The sequence below is a fragment of the Dermacoccus sp. Tok2021 genome (genome assembly GCF_019895135.1).
GTDB lineage: Bacteria > Actinomycetota > Actinomycetes > Actinomycetales > Dermatophilaceae > Dermacoccus > Dermacoccus abyssi.
In genome coordinates, this window is record NZ_JAGTHU010000003.1 from 21,695 (window position 1) to 46,393 (window position 24,699).

At 68.3% G+C, this 24,699-nt stretch carries 22 protein-coding genes and 1 pseudogene; 10 read left to right on the forward strand and 13 right to left on the reverse strand.

Going from position 1 to position 24,699, the window contains the following annotated elements; all coding sequences use genetic code 11:
- Positions 1–56: 56 nt before the first annotated feature.
- Positions 57–1,454, reverse strand: coding sequence for a class II fumarate hydratase (gene fumC / locus K9D12_RS02945; RefSeq protein WP_223059453.1), 1,398 nt, complete (start codon positions 1,452–1,454; stop codon positions 57–59).
- Between the two features lie 156 nt (positions 1,455–1,610).
- On the opposite strand from fumC, the gene K9D12_RS02950 reads away from it, so the two are divergent.
- Together K9D12_RS02950 and K9D12_RS02955 are read left to right on the forward strand one after the other, a co-directional pair.
- Positions 1,611–2,012 (forward strand): SMI1/KNR4 family protein, encoded by a 402-nt coding sequence (locus K9D12_RS02950; protein ID WP_129662520.1) that lies wholly within the window; start codon positions 1,611–1,613, stop codon positions 2,010–2,012.
- 130 nt (positions 2,013–2,142) lie between these two features.
- Positions 2,143–2,871, forward strand: a complete 729-nt coding sequence (locus tag K9D12_RS02955; protein ID WP_223059454.1) for a trypsin-like serine protease — start codon at positions 2,143–2,145, stop codon at positions 2,869–2,871.
- An 89-nt stretch (positions 2,872–2,960) separates the two neighbouring features.
- Here the strand turns inward: K9D12_RS02955 and K9D12_RS02960 are convergent, their stop codons facing one another.
- Together K9D12_RS02960 and K9D12_RS14785 are read right to left on the reverse strand one after the other, a co-directional pair.
- The gene (locus tag K9D12_RS02960; RefSeq protein WP_047310334.1) at positions 2,961–3,707 is read right to left on the reverse strand and encodes an SDR family oxidoreductase; all 747 of its coding nucleotides are present in this window, start codon (positions 3,705–3,707) and stop codon (positions 2,961–2,963) included.
- 60 nt (positions 3,708–3,767) lie between these two features.
- Positions 3,768–4,745: a DUF664 domain-containing protein gene (locus K9D12_RS14785; RefSeq protein WP_225910877.1), complete on the reverse strand. Its 978-nt coding sequence runs from the start codon at positions 4,743–4,745 to the stop codon at positions 3,768–3,770.
- Between the two features lie 36 nt (positions 4,746–4,781).
- Between K9D12_RS14785 and K9D12_RS02975 the strand changes: the two genes are divergently transcribed.
- Positions 4,782–5,996, forward strand: coding sequence for an MFS transporter (locus K9D12_RS02975; RefSeq protein WP_225910878.1), 1,215 nt, complete (start codon positions 4,782–4,784; stop codon positions 5,994–5,996).
- A 20-nt stretch (positions 5,997–6,016) separates the two neighbouring features.
- Here K9D12_RS02975 and K9D12_RS02980 read toward each other — a convergent pair whose 3' ends face one another.
- Positions 6,017–7,348, reverse strand: a complete 1,332-nt coding sequence (locus tag K9D12_RS02980; RefSeq protein ID WP_225910879.1) for an MFS transporter — start codon at positions 7,346–7,348, stop codon at positions 6,017–6,019.
- Between the two features lie 342 nt (positions 7,349–7,690).
- Here K9D12_RS02980 and K9D12_RS15140 point away from each other — a divergent pair.
- Positions 7,691–7,852 (forward strand): annotated as a pseudogene (locus K9D12_RS15140) (hypothetical protein); the annotation flags it as partial.
- 120 nt (positions 7,853–7,972) lie between these two features.
- Positions 7,973–9,178, forward strand: a complete 1,206-nt coding sequence (gene trpB / locus K9D12_RS02985; protein WP_223059456.1) for a tryptophan synthase subunit beta — start codon at positions 7,973–7,975, stop codon at positions 9,176–9,178.
- Between the two features lie 31 nt (positions 9,179–9,209).
- On the opposite strand, the gene K9D12_RS02990 is transcribed toward trpB, so the two are convergent.
- Positions 9,210–10,478, reverse strand: coding sequence for an alpha-hydroxy-acid oxidizing protein (locus tag K9D12_RS02990; RefSeq protein WP_223059457.1), 1,269 nt, complete (start codon positions 10,476–10,478; stop codon positions 9,210–9,212).
- 71 nt (positions 10,479–10,549) lie between these two features.
- On the opposite strand from K9D12_RS02990, the gene K9D12_RS02995 reads away from it, so the two are divergent.
- A complete protein-coding gene (locus K9D12_RS02995) occupies positions 10,550–11,149 on the forward strand; it encodes a hypothetical protein (protein WP_223059458.1) in 600 nt (199 codons plus the stop codon).
- A gap of 57 nt (positions 11,150–11,206) precedes the next feature.
- On the opposite strand, the gene gdhA is transcribed toward K9D12_RS02995, so the two are convergent.
- The 8 genes from gdhA to K9D12_RS03035 form a co-directional block, all read right to left on the reverse strand.
- Positions 11,207–12,556: an NADP-specific glutamate dehydrogenase gene (gdhA, locus tag K9D12_RS03000; protein ID WP_370633445.1), complete on the reverse strand. Its 1,350-nt coding sequence runs from the start codon at positions 12,554–12,556 to the stop codon at positions 11,207–11,209.
- 58 nt (positions 12,557–12,614) lie between these two features.
- A complete protein-coding gene (locus K9D12_RS03005; protein ID WP_223059459.1) occupies positions 12,615–13,379 on the reverse strand; it encodes an NAD-dependent deacylase in 765 nt (254 codons plus the stop codon).
- Positions 13,380–13,478: 99 nt separating this feature from the next.
- Complete coding sequence (locus tag K9D12_RS03010) at positions 13,479–15,536, reverse strand: multicopper oxidase domain-containing protein (protein ID WP_223059460.1); 2,058 nt, start codon at positions 15,534–15,536, stop codon at positions 13,479–13,481.
- A 317-nt stretch (positions 15,537–15,853) separates the two neighbouring features.
- Complete coding sequence (locus K9D12_RS03015) at positions 15,854–16,294, reverse strand: anthrone oxygenase family protein (protein ID WP_129662497.1); 441 nt, start codon at positions 16,292–16,294, stop codon at positions 15,854–15,856.
- Positions 16,295–16,446: 152 nt separating this feature from the next.
- Entirely contained in the window at positions 16,447–17,607 is a 1,161-nt protein-coding gene (locus K9D12_RS03020; RefSeq protein WP_129662495.1) for an acyl-CoA dehydrogenase family protein, read from the reverse strand.
- A gap of 22 nt (positions 17,608–17,629) precedes the next feature.
- On the reverse strand, positions 17,630–18,472 hold the full coding sequence (locus K9D12_RS03025; RefSeq protein ID WP_129662493.1) for a CaiB/BaiF CoA-transferase family protein: 843 nt from the start codon (positions 18,470–18,472) through the stop codon (positions 17,630–17,632).
- Positions 18,469–20,667 (reverse strand): 3-hydroxyacyl-CoA dehydrogenase NAD-binding domain-containing protein, encoded by a 2,199-nt coding sequence (locus tag K9D12_RS03030; RefSeq protein ID WP_223059461.1) that lies wholly within the window; start codon positions 20,665–20,667, stop codon positions 18,469–18,471. The genes K9D12_RS03025 and K9D12_RS03030 overlap by 4 nt, the downstream gene beginning before the upstream one ends.
- Before the next feature lie 13 nt (positions 20,668–20,680).
- The gene (locus tag K9D12_RS03035; RefSeq protein ID WP_129662489.1) at positions 20,681–21,901 is read right to left on the reverse strand and encodes an acetyl-CoA C-acetyltransferase; all 1,221 of its coding nucleotides are present in this window, start codon (positions 21,899–21,901) and stop codon (positions 20,681–20,683) included.
- A gap of 287 nt (positions 21,902–22,188) precedes the next feature.
- Between K9D12_RS03035 and K9D12_RS15050 the strand changes: the two genes are divergently transcribed.
- From K9D12_RS15050 to K9D12_RS03055, 4 genes are all read left to right on the forward strand, one after another.
- Complete coding sequence (locus K9D12_RS15050; RefSeq protein WP_223059462.1) at positions 22,189–22,548, forward strand: AMP-binding protein; 360 nt, start codon at positions 22,189–22,191, stop codon at positions 22,546–22,548.
- Positions 22,542–23,600 carry an AMP-binding protein gene (locus tag K9D12_RS03045; protein WP_223059463.1) on the forward strand — a complete coding sequence of 353 codons (1,059 nt, stop codon included), beginning with the start codon at positions 22,542–22,544 and terminating at the stop codon, positions 23,598–23,600. Before K9D12_RS15050 ends, K9D12_RS03045 begins: the two co-directional genes overlap by 7 nt.
- Positions 23,597–23,875: a hypothetical protein gene (locus tag K9D12_RS03050; protein WP_223059464.1), complete on the forward strand. Its 279-nt coding sequence runs from the start codon at positions 23,597–23,599 to the stop codon at positions 23,873–23,875. Before K9D12_RS03045 ends, K9D12_RS03050 begins: the two co-directional genes overlap by 4 nt.
- Positions 23,876–23,940: 65 nt before the next feature.
- Entirely contained in the window at positions 23,941–24,657 is a 717-nt protein-coding gene (locus K9D12_RS03055; protein WP_205744825.1) for a MerR family transcriptional regulator, read from the forward strand.
- Positions 24,658–24,699 lie beyond the last annotated feature (42 nt).

The following is a 24,699-nucleotide window of genomic DNA, read 5'->3' on the forward strand; positions in this document are numbered from 1 at the left end:
GCCACGACGAAGCCCCGGAGACAGCCTTGGCGTCTCCGGGGCTTCGCGTGTGCGGGTCAGGCCGACGGGTGCGTCATGTCGGCAGGCACGACCCAGGCGTCGAAGTCCTTCTCCGAGACCTCACCGGAGGCGACTGCGGCCTCGCGCAGCGTGGTGCCCTCCTTGTGGGCCTTCTTCGCGATGGCGGCCGCCTTGTCGTAGCCGATGTGGCGGTTGAGGGCCGTGACGACCATGAGGTTGGAGGCAAGGTTCGCCTCGATGCGCTCGCGGTTCGGCTCGATGCCGCGTGCGCAGTGCTCGGTGAACGAGCGGCACGCATCGGAGATGAGGCGGATGCTCTCGAGCACGGCGTGCGCCATGACGGGCTTGAAGACGCTGAGCTGGAAATTGCCCTGCGAGCCGGCGAAGCCCACCGTGGCGTCGTTGCCGAACACGCGCGTCGCGACCATCGTCATGGCCTCGGCCTGCGTCGGGTTGACCTTCCCCGGCATGATCGAGCTGCCCGGCTCGTTCTCGGGGATGTTGAGTTCGCCGATGCCGTTACGCGGGCCGGAGGCCAGCCAGCGCACGTCGTTGGCGATCTTCATGAGCGCGCCGCCGAGCAGCTTGAGCGCCGAGGACACGGCCACGAGTTCGTCATGGGCCGACAGCGAGGCGAAGAGGTTGTCGGCCTGACGGAACTCCTGGCCGGAGATCTCGGAGATCTTCTTCGCCGCGAGCTTGCCGAAGTCCGGGTGGGCGTTGAGGCCCGTGCCGACGGCCGTTCCGCCGATCGCGAGAGCGCGCGTGGCCTGCTCCGCCTGACGCACCTGCCCCAGCGCGAAGTCGAGCTGGGCCACCCAGCCGCCGAACTCCTGGCCGAGCATGATCGGCGTCGCGTCCTGCAGGTGCGTACGGCCGACGCTGACGATGTCCGCGAACTCGTCGGCCTTGGCGGCGAGCACGTCACGCAACTCGGTGACGGCCGGGTACAGGCGCTCCACGAGGTCGAGGACGACGGCGATGTGCATGGCCGTCGGGAACGTGTCGTTGCTCGACTGGCCGCGGTTGACATGGTCGTTGGGGTGAACCGGCTTCTTCGAGCCGCGCTCGCCGCCGGCCAGTTCGATGGCGCGGTTGGAGATGACCTCGTTGGAGTTCATGTTGGACTGCGTGCCCGAGCCCGTCTGGAAGACGACGAGCGGGAACTGATCGTTCAGACGCCCCTCGATGACGTCGTCAGCCGCACGCTCGATGAGTTCGGCGACGTCGGCGGGCAGCTGGTCGAGTTCGGCGTTCGCCTGGGCTGCAGCCTTCTTGAGGATGCCCAGGGCCCGCACCATCACCGGACCCCACACGAAGGTGTCGCGGCCGATGTCGAAGTTCTCGATGCTGCGCTGGGTCTGAGCACCCCAGTACGCCGCCTCGTCGACCTCGATCTGCCCCATGCTGTCGGATTCAGTACGCGTAGCCATACCTTCACTCTAGGCACGCTCCAGCCCCCACTTCCACACGCGGTGCGGCCTGCGGCCGGGCGACGGAGAAGCTCGCCCCGATAGTCTTCGGCAAGGACCCCAGAGCGCTTCGAACGACGTGGCGCGGGAAGGCTCAGGGAATGTCAGACTGGCGCCATGTCCTACTCCGAGTACTTCGCGTCCGACCAACTCGACACCCCCGCCACCGAGGACGAGATCGCTCACGCCGAGGAGGCCCTCGGCGTCACGTTCCCCGACGACCTGCGTGCCTTCTGGCTGACGTCAGCCACCTTCAACGGCCAGGTACTCACCGCCGACGGCGGTCCTGGCCCGTACCTGCGTGTGCTGCACCCGAGTTCGGTGACGAAGGTGGGCGAGGCGTGCGTGTTCGGTCGCGGTGAAGACTGGGATTTCGGTGTCGTTCCCGGCCACCCGACGCGCTGGGTCGACGTCGAGCGCGGCACGGGTGAGGAACTGAGCGAACTCGGCGCGACGTTCGTCGGTTTCCTCGAGTCGCTGCGCGTCGAGTTCGAGACGGAAAACAATCTCCTCGACTGACCAACATAGTTCCACGGAACATAATTTGTAACTTTATTGTGACCTCGCTCACGCACTCTCTTTGCATCGCCTATGTAAGCGTTGTGGGCACTCACGACCCCACCTCCCGGGGTCGACGCGAAAGAGAGGCATGAAAATGACCCGACCGACGCTCCGCCTCGCCGCTGCCGCGGCCGGCACGACCATGGCTTTCGCGCTCACCCCCACGGCAGGCGCCTCCCCCACGGTCGACAAGCCCGAGTACATCGTCGGAGGCTCCCAGGCCTCCAACCCGTCCGTCGTACAACTCGTCTTCACGCAGGACGGCGGTCAGTACGGCTGCACCGGCGAGGTCATCGCCGCGCAGTGGGTCCTCACCGCACGTCACTGCACCGAGGGCAGCAGCCGGATGAAGGTCTACACCTCCAACTCGACGACGAATCCCGGCACGCCGGTCTCCGGCGACCGCCTCGTCAACTCCCCCTACGGAGATGTCGGACTCGTCCACCTCGCCAAGCCGGTCGGCGTCAACCCGATGCCGATGGCCAACTCGTACACGGCGCAGCGTGGGCAGACGGGCGTCATCAGCGGCTACGGCCTTCGCGCCAACAGCCGGCAGTCCACCGGCCTGTTCAAGGCGAACGTCACCGTCCTCGGCTCGAGCACGGATGCCTACCGCGGCCGCGCGATCCACGTCCAGGGCATCGACGGCGCCTCGAACCACGGTGACTCCGGAGGCCCGCTCGTCATCAACGGTCAGATCGTGGGCGTCTGCTCGACGGGCGACACGGCCGACCCGGGCAGCAACATCCACGCCGGTTCGAACTACTCCAACATCACCGGCCACCGCGCCTGGATCCGTCAGACCGCGGGCGTCTGAGCCACGACCACGATTGACGAGGGGCGCCGCACTCACGACGAGTGCGGCGCCCCTTGTTCGCGCCACGCGCCGAAATCAGCGCGGGAGCGTCAGTTCTCCTGATCCATCCACTCGTGCCACGAGCGGCCACGCACGATGACGGCGTCCTCCTGCCGCGGCAACATGCCGCCCTCGGCCATGGATGCGGGCGCTTCGCCCGGCTTCACCGTGGCATCGAGCCCCTTGGCCGCAACGTGCTCGCGGGCCAGGCCGACGAGGCTCTCGGTGCGCGGCCCGGCGAGTTGGACATCGTCGTCGAACGACCCCGTCGCCATCTCGAGCAGCAGACGAACGACCTCGGCGGAGTCGACCGGCTGGAATTCCACGTCCATGACGTCGGCCACGCCGTCGGTGGTGAACCACTCGACCATCTGGCCCGGGAATTCGTGGAACTGGGTGGCGCGCAGAACGAGGACGCCCGGGGAGTTCTCCCGGTGGGCCTTCTCCTGTGCCACCTTGCCGACGTAGTAGCCGTAGTCGGGGCTCTCCTCGATGCCGACGATCGACAACACGACCGTGCGTCGCACGCCGGCCTCGTGAGCTGCCTGGCCGAGATGGCCGGCCACCGAACGGAAGAAGCTGACCGCCTCGTCCTCCTCGAAGCTCGCGCCCTGCGTGACGTCGACGACGGCGTCCACGTCCGCGAGCGCCTCGGCGAGGCGGGGCAGGACGGCCTCGTCCGTGAGGTCGAAGCCGGAGGAACGCGACACCTCGACGACGTCGTGACCGTCGGAGCGAGCCAGCTCGACGAGCTTGGTTCCGATGAGGCCGGTCGAGCCGGCGATGGCGACACGCATGACTTCTCCTTGCGTTGCGGTGGAATCGAGCGGCTGTGCCCAGTCAACCAGAGGGCGCGTTCAGAGCTTCTTCACGAGCGCGAAGCGCTGGAGGACAACCTGGGTGTCGTCGTTCACCGTGAAGTTCGGGTCGTCCAACTCGGCGCGCACGTCGTCACTCGTCCAGAAGCGTTCGTGCGCTTCCCGCCATTCGGCGACGTCCCGGAAGCCTTCACCCTCGTCGAGGGCGTGATCGAGGTCGACCTCGTCGAGGCTGACGACGCGCACCTCGGTCGTCTCCGTGATGCCGACCGGCAGGCCGGTCGAGGAGATGAGCACCTCACGCTCCCCCACGACGGGCAACGGCTCACCGTCCGCGCGGTACCCCTCCAGCAATGCCGACGTGGAACTCTTCGTACCGCTGATGATGGCGGCGAGCAGCGTGTCGCGTAGCGGACCCGGGAAGGCGTAGAGGCCGGCGCGAGCTCCCGGCCACTGGGCCTCGATGGCAACGTCGCGCAGCCGATCGACGTGGTCGGCCCACGACGCGTCGTCACCGAACGGCAGGTTCGGGTTCGCCTCACGCAACCCCACGCGTCCGTCAAGCTGCTCACGCAGAATATCGAGATGCCCTGCGTGCCGAGCGATTTCGACGACAAGGTGAACGAGAATCCGGTGCAGCGTCACGTCGGGCTGGGGCCACCAGGGCACGCTGCCCGGAGCCTCAAGATCGAGGGCATCGATCGTCGCGTCGGCGTGGGCAACAGCGCGGCGGTACAGGAGCACGACGTCTTCGATCGACTCCTCACCGGTCGCCCACATGTCCGCGTTGGGCTCTGCACCCGGCCCAATCCAGGGCAATTCCTCACCGGGGCGGGCGAAGACGGTGCCGAGGTAGCCGTACTCCATCGCAGCAAGATGCTTGACGATGCCGAGGACGTTCGAGCCCGTCGACGTCATGGGCCATCGCGCCTGCCACTCGTCGAGCCCCTCGAGCTTCCACAACACCGCGGAACGCAATGAGTCGAGGTAGGTCTTGAGCATCGCCTTGTCGTCCATTCGACCAGCCTAGGGCCGCGCGTCACAATGGTCGGTATGCCTGAATCCCCCACAGCCTTCACGCGCGAGCAGGGACGTGCGCTCGTGCGCGCCGTTTTCGCGATCTTCTTCGTCAACGGCGTGATGATGGGCGCATGGGGCGGTTCGCTGCCGGGCCTGCGTGAGCGCGTCGGTACGGACGCGGGCGGCATCGGCGCCGTTCTCCTCGTCACCGGCGCGAGCGCCATCGTCTCGATGCAGATCGGCGGGCGCGTCTCCGACCGCATCACCCCACGCTTGCCGTCTCTCGTGAGCGGCGTCGCGATGGCTGCGGCTGTCGGACTCCTCGCCTTCGTACCGACCTATGTGGCTCTCGTCCTCGCGGGAGCGCTCATCGGTGCGAGCAACGGCACGATGGACGTCGCGATGAACGCCCTCGGCATCGACGCGGAGAAGGCCTCCGGCATACCGGCGATGAGTCGTTTCCACGCGTTCTTCTCGCTCGGTGGCTTCGTCGGCGCGGTCATCGTCGTGGCGTTCGCCCGCATGCAGGACGACGCCGATCCACGCTCGGCCCTCATCGTCATCGCCGTCGCGGCGCTCCTCGCGCTCGCCGCACTGCTGTCCCGCACCCCCAAGGCCCCCCACGACGACGCAGGCGCGCAGGCGACGGATGAGGCCGACGTTTCGGCGTCCACGAAGGCCACGGGCATCCCGCCGCAGGCGTGGTTGCTCGGCGTCATGGCCCTGTTCTTCGGCTTCACCGAAGGAACGGCCATCGACTGGGCCTCGATCCACGTCACCGACGTCGCGAAGGTCGACGCCGGCACCGGCGCAGCAGGTCTCGTCGCGGTGTCGGCGACGATGGTCGTCATCCGCCTCGTCGGCGACGCGCTCGTGCGCCGCTACGGACGCGTCGCGGTCGTCCGATTCGGAGCTCCGGTGGCCGTCGCCGGTTTCGCGGTGACGGTGGTGGCGTCGTCCCTGCCCGTCATCCTCGCCGGCTGGCTGCTCGTGGGCCTGGGTGTCGGCATGATCGCGCCGCAGATCTACGCGATCGCGGGCCACATCGGCGGCGGTCGGGTGCTCGCCATCGTCACCGGCTTCGGGTACACCGCGTTCCTGGCCGGGCCGGGCGTCATCGGCTACCTCAGCTCACACTTCGACATTCAGCGCGCGATGCTCCTACCGCTCGTGGCGGGCCTGCTGCTCACCGCGCTGACGTTCACGCCCGCCCTGCGCGATCCGCAGGACGAGCGCGTAGGCGCCTGAGCGACACCCAACGAGCCTGCTCAGGCCTCCTCGAGGCTCGCGCCACGTCGTTCGGGCAGGAGCAGTGACGCCACCGTGGCGACGGCGAACGCGAACGCGATGAGCACGAACGTCCACACCTCGCCGTGCTCGGTGAAGACGACCGGCACGATGAGCGGCGCGACGATCGACGCGATGCGGCCGAACGCCGTCGCGCTTCCGGCACCCGCGGCGCGGATCGCGGTCGGGTAGATCTCCGGCGTGATGGCGTAGAGCGCACCCCAGGCGCCGAGGTTGAAGAAGCTGAGTGCACATCCGGCCGCGATGATCGTGGCTTCGGAGCCGGCGTTGCCGAACGCGAGCGCCGAGAGCGCGGAGCCGGCGAGGAAGGCGGCGAGCGTGGGACGTCGGCCGATCTTCTCGACGAGCACCGCGGCCGCGAGGTACCCGGGCAGTTGCGCGATCGTGATGATGAGCGTGAAGCCGAACGACTTGGCCACCGGGTAGCCACCGGCGACGAGGAACGTCGGAATCCACAGGAACGCGCCGTAGTAGGCGAAGTTGACGCCGAACCACGTGGTCCACAGCGCGGCGGTGCGGGTGCGGTAGGCCGGCGCGAAGGCATCGGTCATTTTCGGCTTGGGCGCAGCCTCGTGGTCTGTCGGCGCGACGGCGGCGCGCTTCGGAGCTTCGATGCCGGACGCCGATTCGAACTCGCGGACGGATCGCTCGGCCTCCTCCTCACGTCCGGCGCGTTCGAGGAAGCGCACGGATTCGGGCAGGCCTCGACGCACCCACACCGCGTAGAGCGCGGGCACGAGGCCGAGGAGCATGGCCCAACGCCACCCGTTCTCGCGCGGCACCACGGTGAAGCCGATGACGGCGGCGAGCAGCCAGCCCACGGCCCAGAACGACTCGAGAGCGACGACCATGCGGCCCCGCAGTCGGCGCGGCGCGTACTCACTGACGAGCGTCGAGGCGACGGGCAGTTCGGCGCCGAGGCCCAGACCGACAACGAAGCGCAGAGCGCACAGCACGAGGAACGTCGGTGCGAGGGCTGACAGGCCCGTTGCAAGGCCGTATACGACGAGCGTGCCGGCGAAGACCGTGCGGCGGCCGATGCGGTCGGCCAGGGCGCCACCGGCACCGGCGCCGATCGCCATCCCGATGAAGCCGATCGACGCGAGCCACGACAGGTCGGTGGTCGACAGGCCCCACTCCTTCTTCACGGCAACCATGAGGAAGGAGATGAGGCCGACGTCCATGGCGTCGAGCGCCCAGCCGATGCCGGAGCCGACGAGCAACGAACGGTGACGACGGTTGAACGGCAGGGCGTCGAGGCGCTCCTCGCGAGTTCGGTGTTCGGTCGTCATGGGCATGGGCACTCTTTTCGTCAGTTAGGCACAAAGTTGTGCCGGAGAAAGAGTAGCCCGATCGAACCCCTTTTGGTCAACAAGAGGAAAAGTCTGGTGCGTCACGTTGTCGACGGAGCAACCAGCGCGTCGAGGAGCACACGCGCCCGCTCGATTCCAACCGGGCGTAGATGGCGGCGACCTCCTCACGCGGGGCCGGCTCGAGCAGCGACTGGACCGTGCCCGGGTGCTGGAAGACCTCGGAAGGAGAACGCGAAGGCATCGAAACACGGCTGACGCCCCGAGAAGTGGGGCGAGTGGGTCGTCGCTGTCGTCCAGCCGACGCCCGGCGCTAACCCGGATCCGGCGCAGGTGGCGGCCTTCACGAAGGAACGCATCAGCAGCGTGAAGGCCCCCAAGGAGGTCTCCGTGTGGCCCGGCCTGAGCTCTCGGAGGTCGGCAAGGTGCTCAAGAGGACGTCAAGCAAACGCTGAGTTCGGCCTCTCAGGCCTGACCACCGCCTGACGCAGCCCCATGACGATCACGGGCTGAGACGGCCGGCCCGTCCGCGGCTCGAGGGTGCGGCGAGCATCCTTATGCCGGTTACGGTCGTGCCACGCCCCACCCGCGAAAGGAAGTTCGACCATGACCTCATACGACGCGAACGCCGAAGGCTTCTTCGGTGAGTACGGCGGCCGTTTCGTGCCGCCGCACCTCGAGGAGCCGATGGCCGAGGTGGCACGCGCGTGGGCCGAGGCGAAGGCCGACCCGACGTTCCTCGGCGAGTACGAGCGTCTGCTCAGGCTCTACGCGGGCCGCCCGTCGGTGCTGTTCCCCGCCGACAACCTGACGCGCCACGTCGGCGGCGCGCGCATCTACCTCAAGCGCGAGGACCTCAACCACACCGGGTCGCACAAGATCAACCACTGCCTCGGCGAGGCCCTGCTCGCGAAGCGCATGGGCAAGAAGAAGCTCATCGCGGAGACGGGTGCCGGCCAGCACGGCGTCGCTCTCGCGACGGCGGCCGCGTACATGGGTCTCGAGTGCGAGATCCACATGGGTGCGATCGACGTCGCCAAGCAGCACCCGAACGTCGTGCGCATGGAGATGCTCGGCGCGAAGGTCGTGCCGGTCGAGTTCGGCGGGCGTTCGCTCAAGGAGGCCGTCGATTCGGCGTTCGACACCTACGCCCGTGACTTCGAGGACGTCTTCTTCGGCATCGGCTCCGTCGTCGGCCCCGACCCGTACCCGTCGATGGTGCGCGAGTTCCAGTCGGTCGTCGGGCGCGAGGCGCGCGAGCAGATCCTGTCGCTCGAGGGCCGCCTGCCGGACGCCGCGGTCGCGTGCGTCGGTGGAGGGTCGAATGCGATGGGCCTGTTCAGCGGCTTCCTCGACGACGAGGGCGTCGCGCTCTACGGCGTCGAGCCGGCCGGCGAGGGCGTCGAGGTGCCCGGCCGTCACGCCGCGACGATGACGAAGGGCACCCCCGGCACCCTGCACGGCATGGCCACCACGGTGCTGCAGGACGAGTCCGGTGAGCCGTCGGCGGTGCACTCCATCGCGTCAGGTCTCGACTACCCGGGCGTGGGCCCGCAGCACGCGTACCTCGCGTCGCTGGGCCGCGTCACGTACGTGACGGCCACGGACGACGAATGTCTCGATGCCTTCAGCACCCTCTCGCGAGTGGAGGGCATCATCCCGGCGCTGGAGAGCTCGCACGCCATCGTCCACGCCATGAAGTTGGCTCGGGAGCTGGGCGAGGACGGCATCGTCGTCGCCAATCTCTCGGGGCGCGGCGACAAGGATGTCGACTACGTCGCCGAGTACCTCGCGGAGCACCCGCGCTCCTGAGCGCGAGCCTCGTCGCGGCGCGTTCGTTCGGTCACCGAGCGAGCGCGCCGCGGTGTATCTCGCCCACGGACGCGTGACCCGTCAGCGCCATCGTGAGGTCGAGCTCGGCGAGGGTGTGCTCGACGACGGCCTGCACCCCTTCGGCGCCCGCGAGCGCCAGACCGTAGACGTAGGGCCGCCCGAGGATGACGGCGTCTGCCCCGAGCGCGAGCGCCGTGAAAACGTCCGAGCCCGAGCGCACCCCGGAGTCGAAGAGCACGGTGAGATCGCCGACCTCGTCACCCAGGCTCGCGAGGACGTCGAGCGAGGCGACGGCGCCATCGACCTGCCGGCCGCCGTGGTTCGACACGACGATGCCGTCGAGCCCTTGATCGGCGGCGAGGCGCACGTCGTCGACGCTCTGGATGCCCTTGAGCAGGATCGGGAGCGACGTCCATTCGCGCAGCTTGGCCAGGTCGTCCCAGGTGAGACCGCTCGAGGGGAACACGTCGAGGAACGTCTCGACCGCGGCGCGCGGCAGCGGCGAACGGAGGTTCTCGCGCAGGTCGCCCGGGTAGTGCCGGGCGATTGACACCAGCGAGCGGGCCGCCGCGGGCGTCGGACGTTCGGTCGGTCGGGCCGATCCGCGGGCTGCGCGCTCCTCGACCCGCGCCATGAAGACCGGGTCGCTGAGGTACTGCGCGAGGCCCTGGCCACGCGCGAACGGCAGGTGCCCGAGGTTGAGGTCCTCGGGCCGCCACCCCATGAGGTGCGTGTCGAGCGTGACGACGACTGCCTCCGCACCGCACGCCTCGGCGCGCTGGACGAGCGAACGGGCCAGGTCGTCGTCGTTGCTCCAGTACAGCTGGTACCAGTGCGGCGTCTCGGCGAGTTCGGCGGCGACCTCCTCCATGGCGACGCTGGCTTGCGTCGAGTGGATCATCGGCGTCTGTGTGGCCACGGAGGCCTTCGCCACGGCGCGCTCGGCCTGCGGGTGCGCCATTTCGAGGACGCCGATGGGCGCGAGCAGGAGCGGGTGCGCGTAGCGACGGCCGAAGAGGTCGACGCCGAGGTCGCGTTCACGCACGTCGCGCAGCATGCGGGGCACCGCGCGGTAGCGCCCGAAGGCCTCGACGTTGGCGTCGTTCGTGCGTCCCCGCCCCGCGCTGCCGTCGACGTAGGCGAACGCACGATCACTCATTGCCTTGCGGGCGGCCTCGCGCAGTCGCCCCGGTTCGACGGGAACCACCGGGGTGCGTCCGTAGACACCGGCGCCGTAGATGGCACCCTGAATCCTGCGTCCGAGGTTGATCGCGTCCATGCCACCCACGGTAGAAGTCACTCCCCTGCAGCGGGGCCGCAGGCGCTTACTGCTTCGTTAGGTTGTAAGGCATGAAGGCGCGCCCCGAGATCGTCGACGCCCACGTGCAGGAGCTGTGGCGTACGGGCGCGACGCGAATCGCGTCGAGCACCGGCAAGCTCGTGGCGTGCATGGTCGGCGCGCTCGGATTCACGGTCATCGGCGGCGCCGGCCTCGCGGTCGTCATCGGCGAGCGCGGCGTGGTCGGCGCGTTCACGAGCACACCGGGCTCGTGGGTGTGCCTCGTCGCGGTGCTGTTCTTCGGGGTGCTCGGCATCCCCTCGCTGACGATCCAGTTCCTACGTCGTCAAACGCTCGTCATCGAACGCGAGGGGGTACGCGTGCTGCGCGGCGATGGGCGCCAGGTTGCAGCCTTGGCGTGGCAGAACGTCGCTGAGGTCAGCCAGTTACGTCACCGGAGTACGTCGATGACCAACTGTGTCCTCACGCCCGAGGCGGCCGATCTCCGGCGTGCGACGTCGGGGGCGGTCGCGCGGGGCCTGGCCCGGGCCGACGCGGCAGTCGTCGGTACCCAGGTGTGGACCGTGCCGACGATCTTCAAGTACCAGCGCGAGCTGCCCGAGATCCTTCGGGCGGCGCTGCACGGCTACCGCACCGGTTGGCGGCTGTAACGCGCAGAGCCCGCCCGAGCGCAAGGTTCGGGCGGGCTCTGCGGCGAAGCGTCCGGGTCAGACGACGCCGAGGGCGAGCATCGCGTCGGCCACCTTGACGAAGCCGGCGATGTTGGCGCCCTTGACGTAGTCGCCGGGCACATCGAACTCGTCGGCGGTGCTCTGGCAGCGCTCGAAGACGCCCTTCATGATGGTTTCGAGACGCTTCTCGGTGTGTTCGAAGCTCCACGAGTCACGCGAGGCGTTCTGCTGCATCTCAAGGGCGCTGACGGCCACACCTCCACAGTTGGAAGCCTTGCCCGGCGCGAACAGGACGCCGGCCTCCTGGAGGATGTCGGTGGCGTCCGGCGTCGTGGGCATGTTGGCGCCCTCGGCGACGGCGACGCAGCCGTTCTTGACGAGCGTCTTCGCGGCGTCCGCCGGCAGTTCGTTCTGCGTGGCACACGGCAGCGCGACGTCGCAGGCGACGTCCCAGATCGAGCCGTCGGCGACGAACGTCGACTGCTTGCGCAGGTCGGCGTACTCGCTGATGCGGGCGCGCTTGTTCTCCTTGAGGTCGCGCACGATCTCGAGGTCGATGCCGTTCTCGTCGACGACGTAGCCGCCGGAGTCGCTCATCGCGATGACGGTGCCGCCCAGCTGGGCGACCTTCTGCGCGGCGTAGATGGCCACGTTGCCGGAGCCGGAGATGACGACCTTCGTGCCGTCGAAGGAGCGACCCTTCGTCGCGAGCATCTCCTGGGTGAGGAAGACCGTGCCGTAGCCGGTGGCTTCGGTACGCGCCGCGGCGCCGCCCCAGGAGAGGCCCTTACCGGTGAGTACGCCCGCCTCGTAGCGGTTGGTGATGCGCTTGTACTGGCCGAAGAGGTAGCCGATCTCGCGACCACCGACGCCGATGTCGCCGGCCGGGACGTCGGTGTACTCACCGATGTGGCGGTAGAGCTCCGTCATGAACGACTGGCAGAAGCGCATGACCTCGGCGTCGCTCTTGCCCTTGGGGTCGAAGTCGGCGCCACCCTTGCCGCCGCCGATGGGCAGGCCGGTGAGGGAGTTCTTGAAGATCTGCTCGAAGCCGAGGAACTTCACGATGCCGAGGTAGACGCTCGGGTGGAAGCGCAGACCGCCCTTGTACGGACCGAGGGCCGAGTTGTACTCGACGCGGAAGCCGCGGTTGACGTTGACGCGGCCCTGGTCGTCGACCCACGGCACACGGAAGATGATCTGACGCTCGGGCTCGGCGAGGCGCTCGATGATGCTGGCCTCGACGTAGTCGGGGCGCCGTTCGAGCACCGGGCCGAGGCTCATGAGCACCTCGTCCACGGCCTGGTGGAACTCGGCCTCACCGGGGTTGCGCTTGAGGATCGTCGCGCGGACCGGCTCGAGCCGGGTGTGCAGAGTCGGGGACATGGCGTGCCTCCTAAGCGCCGACGGATCACGCCGACGGATCGTGTGGGGTTTTGATCGATTATGCCGTGTTCTCACGAAGAGCCGTGAGCAGCGCGGGTAGGGCTTCACCCGCTGGGACGCGCCATGTGGCGGTGGCGATGTCGCTGAGGTCGGTCTCCTCAGGGTTGATCTCGACGACAGGAACACCGCGGTGGTGCGCCATGATCGGCAGGCCGGCTGCGGGGTAGACGATCCCGGAGGTGCCGATGACGAGGACCAGGTCGGCGGAGAGCGTCGCGGCCTCGGCTCGTTCCAGAGCATCCTGCGGGAGTGCTTCGCCGAACCAGACGATGCCGGGCCGCACGAGGCCGCCGCAGTGGACGCAGACGGGCGGGTCGAGGCGCTCGACTGGTTCGGTGAGCGGTTCGCCGACGGCGTCGGCGTCCTGCCCGCAGCGGGAGCAGCGCACCGCGAAGATGCTGCCGTGCAGGTGGGCGAGGACATCGCTGCCGGCGCGTTCGTGCAGGTCGTCGACGTTCTGGGTGACGACCCACAGGTGAGCATCGGGCAGGTCGCTCCACTGCGCGAGGGCTCGGTGACCGGCGTTCGGCTCGGCCTGCGTCATGAGGGTCATGCGCCAGCGGTACCAGGCCCAGACACGGGCGGGGTCGGCCTCCCACGCCTCCGGGGTGGCGAGTTCCGAAGGGTCCTGCTGCGCCCACAGCCCGGTCTGTGCATCGCGAAAGGTGGCGAGACCGCTCTCGGCGCTCATTCCGGCGCCGGTCAGAACGGTGATGTCATGCGCCACTTCGGCGAGTTCGACGATGTCCGGGGGAACACGCATGGAGCCCACGGTATCGGGGCCGCGCCCCGATACCGAACGCCCGGCGTTCCACGAGGGTGGGGGTGTGGACCGTCGTCAGCACACACCCCCACCCCTCGCTCAGTGGTGACCGCCTGCGTGGCCCGTGTGGAAGGCGAGAATCGACTTCGGCAGCACGACGAACGGACGCATCATCGTGTGGTCCTCATGGTCGAGGATGTGGCAGTGGTACATGAAGCTTCCTGTCGCACCGGCGAACTGGCCGAGGATGCTCACCCACTCCCCGCTCTTGATCACCCAGGTGTCCTTCTGACCGGCGTCGATGGCATCGATGGCACGGCCCGGCGCGGGTGTCGGCAGGGGCGCCGGGGTGGCAGCCAGCTCCTTGTCGAAGCCCTTCACCGCACCGTTCTCGACCTCCCACTGGCGGCGCGAGATCATCTGGAAGTCGGTCATGTGGATGTGCAGCGGGTGATCGGGGCCGCCGAGGTGCAGGATGTTCCACACCGCCCAGTCCTGCTCTGCGAAACGGATCGTCGTGGTGTCGTCGAAGAGCTTGGCGACCGGGCGCAGCGTGACGACTTCGCCGTCGCTGCCGGTCACCCGCACGATGTCCGGGGTGTCGATCGGTAGGTAGCCGTCGATCTGCTCCATTTCCCACATCTGCGGGTGCACCGCGCCGCGGATGCGCGATGGGATGATCGCCACCCAGGCGTGCGCGTGATGATCGACGGTGCGCCCCTGGCCGACCTCGAGGACCCCGTCTGGGCGGTGCACCCAGCGCGAGTACCCCTTGTCGAGTACGGGTGGCAGGACGAACGGGTCGCGCACGCGTCGCCGGTCTACGACGAACTGCATGACGCTCGCCTCGGCCTGGCCCTGGCCCGCGTCGATCACGGTGCCGCTCTCGTTCCTCAGTTCGACCGTGCGACCGCGCAGGGCCGAGAAGTCGACGAGGACGTCAGCTCGCTCACCCGGTCCCATCTCGAGCACGCCACCCTCGGGGCGGGCGGGGGCACCGAGGAAGCCACCCTCGGTGCCGATGACGACGAGCGCGTCCTCGATCCGGTTCCGTGCGAAGGCCGGATCGGTGCTCAGCACGGGCTCAGCGTCCGGGCGCTCGTCGGTGGTGTCGTGCAGCGCCAGCCGCATGACACGCGAGTTCGAGGCATTGAGCAGCCGCAGGCGGTACCAGCGCGCGTCGACGTTCGTCGTCGGCCAGATCTTTCCGTTGACGAGCGTGTAAGGGCCGATGAACGGGATCTCCCCCGGGTTGCCCTGCTCTTCGAAGCCCGCTTGCTTGTACAGCACGCGACCGGTGAAGCAACCTCGCTCGTCCGTCTCGAGGTTGCGGTCGGTGATCGCGAGCACGAGCTCCGCTTCTCCGCTCGGGAGACGGAGTCGTTCTTCCCGTTCGTCACGGATGAGGTAGAAACCGGCGAGCCCGGCGTGCACGTTGTACCGCGTCACGGCCATCGCGTGGTCGTGGTACCAGAGCGTCCTCGCCGATTGCTTGTTCGGGTAGGCGCACCGGGTGACGTTGCCCGGAAGCGCCACGTTGTGGGCCCAGCCGTCGTTGTGCCCGTCCGTGAGGGCTCCGTGCAGGTGGACGACGGTGGCCGCCGTCAGCTCCTTCGTGCCCTCGATCCGAGGGAAGGCGCCCGCTGCCGGGTCGGTGCCGACCCGTCCGCCCGAGATCAGTGCCCCCGGAATGTTCGGGTTGCCCCCGCTCGAGGGCACCCGCACGACGTCGAACGGTAGATGCAGGGGGCCGTCCTCGTCACTCAGGCAGTTCTCCCAGTCGATGCGCGCCTCCCTGCCGCTGCGGACCTCGATGGTCGGACCGGGCATCGAGCCTTCGTACGTCCACGCCACCGTGCGAGGCAGATCGGCATGCAAGCGCACGAAGGCCTTCTCGGCGCGGATACGAATGGGCTGTTCGCCGAACCGTCGCCACGCCCGGATGACGGGCGGCTGCGGCAACCGGTCCTTGAACTTGGCGAGCCCGAGCGGGGGCTTGCTCTTCTCTCGTGCGTACCCTTCCGGGACGCTCAGCCGTTCGTCGACGCGCGGTGCCTCACTCGGTTCGACCTCCACCGGTGGCTGACTGCCCGTGTGGGCCAGGTCGGCGTACTCGGGTGAGTCGATCGGTGGTGTCTGGTTCTCGATGGTGCTCATGGTGTTCCCTCCCCTGGGGGCCGCCCTTCTGCGACCCGGCATCGGTATGACGCTCAGCATGGAAAGCCCGGTTCCTGTGTGTCTCCTCCGGGAGAACGCGGGCTGCAGGCCTGCGCATCACACGTGAACGTCCGGAGGTGGTTCGAGCCGCTAGGGCTCTTCGCCGCTCGAAACACCTCCGACGCAACACGCCGCCGCTCGAGCGGGGCCCGTCGTCGCCCCGCCGACCTCGTACGGGAGGCCGGTCGGTGCCGACACCGCAATCGAGCGGTTGTCCCGCCAGCGTCCTCGTCGATCACGTGACAGGTCGAGGCCGCTTACAGGTCCGTCACGACTCCCACGACCATCAGCACGAAGCCCACCAGCTGCAGCGACGCTCGTACCAGCTGAAAGACGTCCCATCTCCGGCGCATCGCGATGAACCCCTCAGGCGCGGCCTTCCCCTCGATGCGGCCGGTGCGGGCATTGATGGGCACGTTGCCGACGATCGTGACGACGAGCGCCACCGCCAGACTCACGGCAGCGGCGATCAACCAGCCGGTGGGGCGCGCCACGGCCACGCTGACGCCGAGCACGACGGCAGCCGTCATTCCCACCGGCATGACGCGGCCGAAGGTCTTCAGCAGGCACTGTTCGAAGGTCAGCTGATCGTCCGGTGACAGCTTGCGAATGACCGGGTGCACGAAGGCGGCGGAGCCGAACTCCGCGGATCCGACAAAGCCGACGACGAGAATCGCGGCGATCTCGAGCAGGTGCATGGCGGGCTCCCTCCGAGCGCGACGGCGCAGAACAACTGAAGCGGGTCCTTCTACTATCGCCTCCCTGAGTTCGCCTCTCCCCGCATTCCCACCGAAAGCTGGGGCCGACTCCGATGAGGAGTCGGCCCCAGCGTCGAGCGGGAATCACGCCCTCACAGCGAGCGGGCGATGAGTTCCTTCATGATCTCGTTCGTTCCGCCGTAGATCTTCTGCACCCGCGCTGCCGCGTACAGACGCGCGATCGGGTATTCGAGCATGTAACCGTATCCGCCGAACAGTTGGAGGCAGCGGTCGATGACCTCGACCTGCTTGTCGGTCGAGTGCGCCTTCGCCATCGACGCGCTGGCGGCGTCGAGCGTGCCGGCGACGTGCTGCTCGATGCACCAATCCACGAGCGCACGGGAAGCACGCGTCTCCATCAGGCACTCGGCGAGCACGAAGCGGGTGTTCTGGAACTTGAGAACCTCACGACCGAACGCCTTGCGCTCCTTGACGTACGCAATCGTCTCCCGCAGCGCGAGCTCGCTGGACGCGACGGCGGCGACGGCGATGGTGAGACGCTCCTGGGGCAACTGCTCCATCAGTTGGATGAAGCCCTGGTTGAGGCCCGCCTCACCGCCGAGGATGTTCTCCTTGGGCACCCGCATGTCGCTGAAGAAGAGTTCACGCGTGTCCTGGCCGGGCATGCCGATCTTGCTCAGCACGCGCCCACGCGAGAACCCTTCGACCTTGTCGACCTCGACGCCGAGCAGCGACAAGCCCAAAGCGCCCTCGTCCCCCGTGCGGCACACGACGAGGACGAGATCGGCGTGCGAGCCGTTCGTGATGAACGTCTTCGCACCGTTGACGACGTAGTCGTCACCGTCGAGCTTCGCCGACGTCTTCAGAGCCTGCAGGTCGGAACCGGCGCCCGGCTCCGTCATCGCGATGGCCGCAACCATCTCTCCGCTCGCCATGCGCGGCAACCACGACTTCTTCTGCTCCTGCGTGCCGTACTTGAGGATGTAGTGGGCCACGATCGTCGAATGAACGCTGTTGCCGAACGCGTCGTCGCCGGCCCCTGCCTGCTCCTCGAGGATGATCGCTTCGTGCGCGAAGGTACCGCCACCGCCGCCGTACTCCTCCGGGATGGAGATGCACAGCAGCCCGGCGTCTCCGGCCTTGTTCCAGAACTCGCGGTCGACCTCGTGGTTTTCGGCCCATTGCGCCTGATTCGGCTTCGACTCGCGCTCGAAGAAGGTGCGAGCGAGCTTGCGCAGGTCGTCGAGCTCCTCGTTCAGCCACGGGGAGCGATAGGGCGTCATCGTGAACATGTCAGATGCCTCTCGAAGGTTGTCAGGGGGTGACGACTGCGGCGAGCGGGATGTCGCGCTCGCGCGCCCATTCCTGCCACTCGTTCGCCGTCTTGGTGCTGAGCACGTCGGCGAGGCCGGTGCCGTCGTCACTCACCGTCTGCAGGGCTTCTAGGAGGCGCTTCCAGAAGTGGCCCTCCAGCGCCGCGACGGCGACGTAGCCGTCCGAGGCCGGGTAGAGGCGGTACTGGGGCAACGCGCCACCGAGAACACCGCCGGGCACGGTGAGCGCGTGGCGCACCGGGGCAGCGAAGTCGGCCGCGACGTCGCTCAGCGCGACCTCCTCGTACGACCCCTCACCCGTGCGGGCACGGGCCACGAGCGCCGCGGCCGCCGCGGCGGCGGCACGCTCGCCGCCGCCGAGGTCGGCCATGAGCACGCGCGGCATCGACGGCGCATCGAGTGTGCCGTAGCCCGCCTGGTACGTCAGATCGTGGCCCGCGAGCTCCGCCTCCTCACCCGGGTGGCCGACGATGGCCACCTGGATGAGCTTCGGTAGACGTGCGTGGATCTCGTCCCAGCCGAGTCCGAGCTTTGCCAGCGCGCTCGGACGCGCCGACGTGAGGAGCACGTCGGCGCCCTCGAGCATCGACTCCAGCTCGGCACGACCGTCCTCGTTCTTGAGGTCGATCGTGACGATCCGCTGGCCGCCCGTGAGCTCGGCGTAGTAATCGGGCGCGCCGAGGGCGAGGAAGTCGCCGTTCGGCGGCTCCACCTTCGTCACGCTCGCGCCGAGCACGCTCAGGCGATGGGCAGCCGCCGGGCCGGGCAGGTTGGGGGCCAGACTGACGACGACGACGCCGTCGAGCGGTTTGTTCCCAGTCATTCGACGAGACCCTTGCCCGCGTTCGCGCGCTCGGTGAGCCACTGCGACGGGCGGAAGCGCTCGCCGTAGGCGTCGGCCAGCTCGTTGGCGCGGGCGACGAAGCCCTTCATGCCACCCTCGTACGTCTCGATGAACCGCGCCACGCCGCCCGTGTTGGCGGGGAAGCCGATGCCGAAGATCGAGCCGATGTTCGCTGCGGCCGTCGAAGTGATGACGCCCTCCTCGAAGCAGCGGGCCGCGTCGATGGCCATCGCGAAGCGGTAACGATCCTGCAGGTCGGAGTACGGCGTGGTGACGTCGCTCTTCGTGTATGTCTCACGCAGCTGGGGCCAGAGCTTGCCGCGCTTGCCGTCGGCGTAGTCGTAGAAGCCCTTGCCGGCCGCGCGGCCGGGGCGGTCGTGCTCGTCGAGCATCGTCGCGAGGACATCGAGACCGGCCGGCTCGGGCACCTCGGCGCCCTCGGCCGCGGCAGCCTTCTTCGTCTCCTCGGCGATGTGGCGCGGCAGCGACAGCGTCACCTCGTCGAGCAGCGCCAGCGGTCCGGTCGGGAAGCCCGCCGACGTGCCGGCTCGATCGATCGACATGGGGTCGATGCCCTCCTCGAGCATCGCCGGGCCCTCGAGCACGTATGTGCCGAAGACACGGCTCGTGAAGAAGCCACGGCTGTCGTTGACGACGATCGGCAGCTTGCCGATCTGCTGCACGAGGTCGATGGCGCGCGCCAGCGTCTCATCGCTCGTCTCCTCGCCGACGATGATCTCGACGAGCTTCATCTTGTCGACGGGCGAGAAGAAGTGCAGGCCGATGAAGTCCTTCGGGCGCGTGACGCCCTTGGCCAGACCGGTGATCGGGAGCGTCGATGTGTTCGAGCACAGGAGCGTCTTCTCGTCCACCTGCTGCTCCGCCTCGGCGAACACCTTGGCCTTGAGCTCGGGGTCCTCGAAGACGGCCTCGACGATGACGTCGCAGCCCTTCAGGTCGGCCGCGTCGGTGGTCGGCGTGATGCGAGCCAGCACCTCGTCGGCAGCTTCCTGCGTCATCTGCGAGCGGGAGACCTTGTTGTCGAGGATCTTCTTCGAGTAGTCCTTGCCCTTCTCGGCGTTCTCGGCGCTGACGTCCTTGAGGACGACGTCGACGCCTCGTGAGGCGCAGGCGTAGGCGATGCCGGCGCCCATCATTCCGGCGCCGAGCACGCCGACCTTCTTCGCCTTCGACCTCTCGACGCCCTTCGGGCGCAGCGAACCCGCGCCCAGCGCCTGCATGTCGAAGAAGAACGCCTGGATCATGTCCTTGGAGTTCTTGCCCGCCACGAGCGTGGCGAAGTAGCGCGATTCGATGCGAGAGGCGGTGTCGAGGTCGACGCCCGCCCCCTCGACCGCAGCCGACATGATGGCGCGCGGCGCCGGGTAGTCGGCGCCCTTGAGCTGCTTGCGCAGGTTGGCGGGGAACGACGGCAGAACGGCGGCCAATTTCGGCGACGACGGCGCGCCACCGGGCAGACGGAACTTCTCGCGGTCCCAGGGCTGCTTGGCGGCCTCGGGGTCGTCTGCGTTCTCGAGCACCCAGGCGCGCGCGGCGGGCAGGAGCTCGTCCTTCGTCGCGACGACAGCGTGGATGAGGCCCTTCTCCAGGGCGCGCTTCGGGTCACGCTGCTGCCCCTGCAGCAGCCAGTCCATGAGCGCGCTCTGGAGGCCGAACATGCGGACCGTACGCGTCACGCCGCCGCCACCGGGCAGAAGGCCGAGGGTCACCTCGGGCAGGCCGAGCTTGACCGAACGGTCGTCGACGGCGACGCGATAGTGGGTGGCGAGCGTGATCTCGAGACCACCGCCGAGCGCAGCACCGTTGATGGCGGACGCGACCGGCACGCCGCAGGTCTCGAGGCGACGTAGCTGGCTCTTGACCTTCTCGACCATGTCGAAGGCCTCATGAGCCTGGTCGGCCCGGATCTTCTGGATGCCGACGAGGTCGCCGCCGGCGAAGAACGTCTTCTTCTTCGATGCGACGACGACGCCCTTGACGGCACGCGCCTCGATGTCCTTCTCGAGTTGGTCGACGACGTCACCCATCGCGTCGATGTAGCGCTGGTTCATCGTGTTCGCGCTAGCCTCGGGGTCATCGAGCCAGATGGTGACGACTCCGTCGGCGTCCTTCTCGGAGTAGACGGCCGCGTTGCTCGTGGTCTGTGCATTCATGGTGTGTGATCCCTCAGATCTTCTCGATGACCGTGGCGATACCCATACCGCCGCCGACGCACAGCGTCACGACGCCGTACTGCTTGTTCTGACGGTGCAATTCGTCGACCAACGTTCCGACGAGCACGGCACCGGTGGCGCCGAGCGGATGGCCCATCGCGATGGCGCCCCCGTTGACGTTGACCTTGTCGTGGGGGATGTCGAGTTCCGCCATGACGTTCATCGGCACCACGGCGAACGCCTCGTTGATCTCCCACAGGTCGATCTGCTCAGGTGTGAGGCCGGCGATGTCGAGCGCCTTGCGGACGGCGGGCGTCGGGCCGGTGAGCATGATCGTCGGGTCGGCTCCACTGACGGCGGTGGCGAGGACGCGGGCGCGGGGCGTGAGGCCGAGCTCCTTGCCGGTGGCTTCGCCACCGATGAGCACGAGGGCGGCCCCGTCGACGATGCCGGAGGAGTTGCCCGCGTGGTGGACGTGGTCGATGGCTTCGACCTCGTGATACTGCTCGAGCGCGACGGAGTCGAAGCCTCCGAGGTCACCGATCATGGCGAACGACGGCTTGAGCTTCGCGAGACTCTCCGCCGAGGTGTCTCCCCGGACCGTCTCGTCCTTGTCGAGGATGGTCATGCCGTTCGCGTCCTTGACGGGAACGAGCGCACCGTCGAAACGACCCTCGGCTTGAGCGGCCGCGGCGCGACGCTGGGATTCGACGGCGTAGGCGTCGACGTCGTCGCGGCTCCAGCCGTTTCGGGTGGCGATGAGGTCCGCGCCGACACCCTGAGGAACGAAGTTCGTGGCGAAGGCGGTGGCCGGGTCCATGGGCCAGGCGCCGCCGTCCGCGCCCATGGGCACGCGCGACATCGACTCGACGCCGCCGGCGACGATGAGGTGCTCGAAGCCGGAGCGGATCCGTGCGGCGGCCTGGTTGACGGCCTCGAGGCCAGAGGCGCAGAAGCGGTTGAGCTGAACGCCGGCGACCGTGTTCGGCAGGCCCGCAGCGAGCGCGGCCGTCTTGGCGATGTCCATGCCCTGCTCACCGATGGGCGTCACGACGCCGAGGACGATGTCGTCGATGCGGTTCGGATCGAGGTCGGGGTTGCGCTCCTTGAGCGCGTCGATCAGGCCGGTGACGAGGTCGATCGGCTTGACCTCGTGCAGGGAGCCGGAGCTCTTGCCCCGGCCGCGCGGGGTGCGAACGGCATCGAAGACGAACGCTTCGGGCTGGGCTGTCATGGAACTCTCCTCAGTGGGGATGACATCAGGCGGAGGTGGTGGAACCTCATCACGTGAACGACCCTAACACTGACAGTGTCAGTGTTAGGGTCGATGACGTGACATGCCTCACAAACACCTGACGAGGGACGAGTCCATGACCGCCAGCCCGCGAGCACCATCACCGCTGCGTCCGACGGAGGCCCGCTGCCGCCCCTGCCTCATCCGAGCCTCGCGCACCTGCTGCAGTGGCGCGCGGAGCAGAGTGTGAACAAGGTGTCCTTCACCGCGACGCGAACGACGCCTGGGTGAGCGACACATGGGCCGACACCGGCCGTCGTGCGCGCGTCTTCGCGGCGGCTCTCATCGACCTGGGGCTGCAGCACGGCGAGCGCGTGGCGATCATGTCCGGCACGCGTTACGAATGGCTCTGGTGCGACTACGGGGCCATCTGCGCCGGGGGCGTCAGGACGTCCGTCTACCCGTCGAGCCTTCCCGCCGACGTCGAGCACATCCTGAGCGACGCGAGTGCCCGCGTCGTCGTCGCCGAGAGCGCGGCACAGATCGATGCCCTTCGCGACCTGCGTTCGGCCCTGCCGGAGCTCACGTCATCAGCCTCGACGGCTCACGCGAGGGTGACTGGCTCGTCCCGCTCGAGGGCGTGGTGAGCCGCGGCGAGTCCGTGCTGGCGGCGCAGCCCTACGAGGCGTTGACCGGGGACGACATCGCGGCGATCCTCTACACCTCCGGCACCACCGGGCGCGCCAAGGGCGTGCTGCTCACGCACCGCAGCTGGAACGCGACGCTCGAATCCCTCATCGCCGTCGATCTGCTCCACGAGGACGACGTCACGCTGCTGTGGCTGCCGCTCGCGCACGCCTTCGGCAAGGCCCTCTCCCTCATGGCCGTTCGTGCCGGCTACCTCACCTACATCGACGGCAACCTCGACCGCATCGCGAGCAACCTCGACGAGGTGAAGCCCACCTTCATGTGCTCCGTGCCCCGCATCCTGGAGAAGATCCACGCCCGCGTGAAGACGGGTGCCGAGGCCAGCCCGGTGAAGCGTCGCCTCCTCGATTGGGCTGCGTCGGTCGCGATGACGACGCAGGAGTTGGAGACGACCGGGGAGCGCGTGCCGCGCAAGCTGGGCGTTCAGACGAAGGTGGCCGATGCCCTCGTGCTCAAGAAGATCCGTGGGGCCTTCGGTGGACGTCTGCGCTTCCTCAGCTCCGGTTCGGGGGCGCTCGACCCGGCGATCGCCAAGTGGTTCGGCGGCGCCGGCATCACGGTGCTCGAGGGGTGCGGACTCACCGAGGCCGGGTCGACGACGAGCCTCAACCGCATCGGCGAGGTGGAGTACGGAACCGTCGGCAAGCCGCTGCCGGGCACCGAGGTGGCCTTCGACACCGACGGCGAGATCCTCGTGCGCAGCGCCAGCGTGATGAAGGAGTACCACGGCAACCCCGAGGCCCGGCCGAGACGTTCGCCGACGACGGTTGGCTGCGCACCGGTGACGTCGGCATGCTCACCGATCGGGGCGACATCCGCATCACCGATCGCAAGAAGAACGTGTTCAAGACGGCGAACGGCAAGTACGTCGCACCGAGCGTCATCGAGGCGCGCTTCATGGCCGTGTGCCCGTACGCGGCACAGTTCGTCGTCGTCGGTGAGAGCCGCCGGTTCGTCGTCGGACTCATCGCGCTCGACCCGGTCGCGATGAAGGATTGGGCGCAGGAGCGCGGCGTCACGTACAGCGACTTCGCGGAGCTCATGCGCACCGACGAGGTGCAAGCGCTGGCGCAGGGCTACGTCGACGAGCTCAACCTCGACCTCAACAGGTGGGAGCAGATCAAGAAGTTCGTCCTGCTCGACCGGGAGCTGATGATCGAGGCCGGCGATCTGACACCCAGCATGAAGCTGCGGCGCAAGGCCGTCGAGCGCAGCTTCGAGGGCGACATCGCCGCACAGTACGTCGAGGAGAGCTCGCACCAGTGACGACGTCAGCACTCCAGCCCGTGCGAAACTGGGGTGTGAATGATTGGGCGGCGCAGGCGTACACGTTGAACGAGCTGGAGGAACGCTCCGGTGTCGCTGCCCGCAACATTCGCTTCTACACGGGCCGGGACATGCTTCCGCCGCCACGCCGCGAGGGTCGCATCGCCATGTACGGCGCCGAGCATCTCGTGCGTCTGGAGCTCATCCGCGAGCTCCAGGCACACGGCTTCACCCTCGCTGCGATCACGAGCTACCTCGCCAAGGTGCCGACGGACGGTTCGCCGGATGCCATTCGCCTCCACCGCACCCTGCTCGCGCCATGGATGTCGGACCGACCCGAGACCTTGGAGCGCGCGGAACTCAGCGAGCGTGCCGGACGACCGCTGAGTGAAGACGACCTCGAGGTGCTCGCCGCCATCGGCATCCTGGAACCGACGGCCGATGAGACGTTCGAGGTCTCCCCCACCCTGTTGTCACTCGGCGTGCAGATGCTCGATTTCGGGTTGCCGCTCCGCGCGGCTCAGCGCGCCCAGGCCAGCATCGAACGTCACGCGCGAGCGCTCGCGGAGGAACTGACCGACATCTTCCGCGAGGACGTCTGGCCGGCGTACAAGGCGACGGGCGTGCCCGCCGCGGACGTGCGGGACTCGGTGAACAGCTTCCGGCCCCTCACGGTCCAGAGCTTCGTGGCTGCCTATGAACGCTCCGTCGACGAGAACAAGCGCGCAGCGGCCGAACGCCACCTGCGCAGGCCCCGCCCAGCGAGATCCAGCGACCGCTGAGGCCGGTGCGTTCGCCGTCGCCAACAGATGTGATCACTGGTT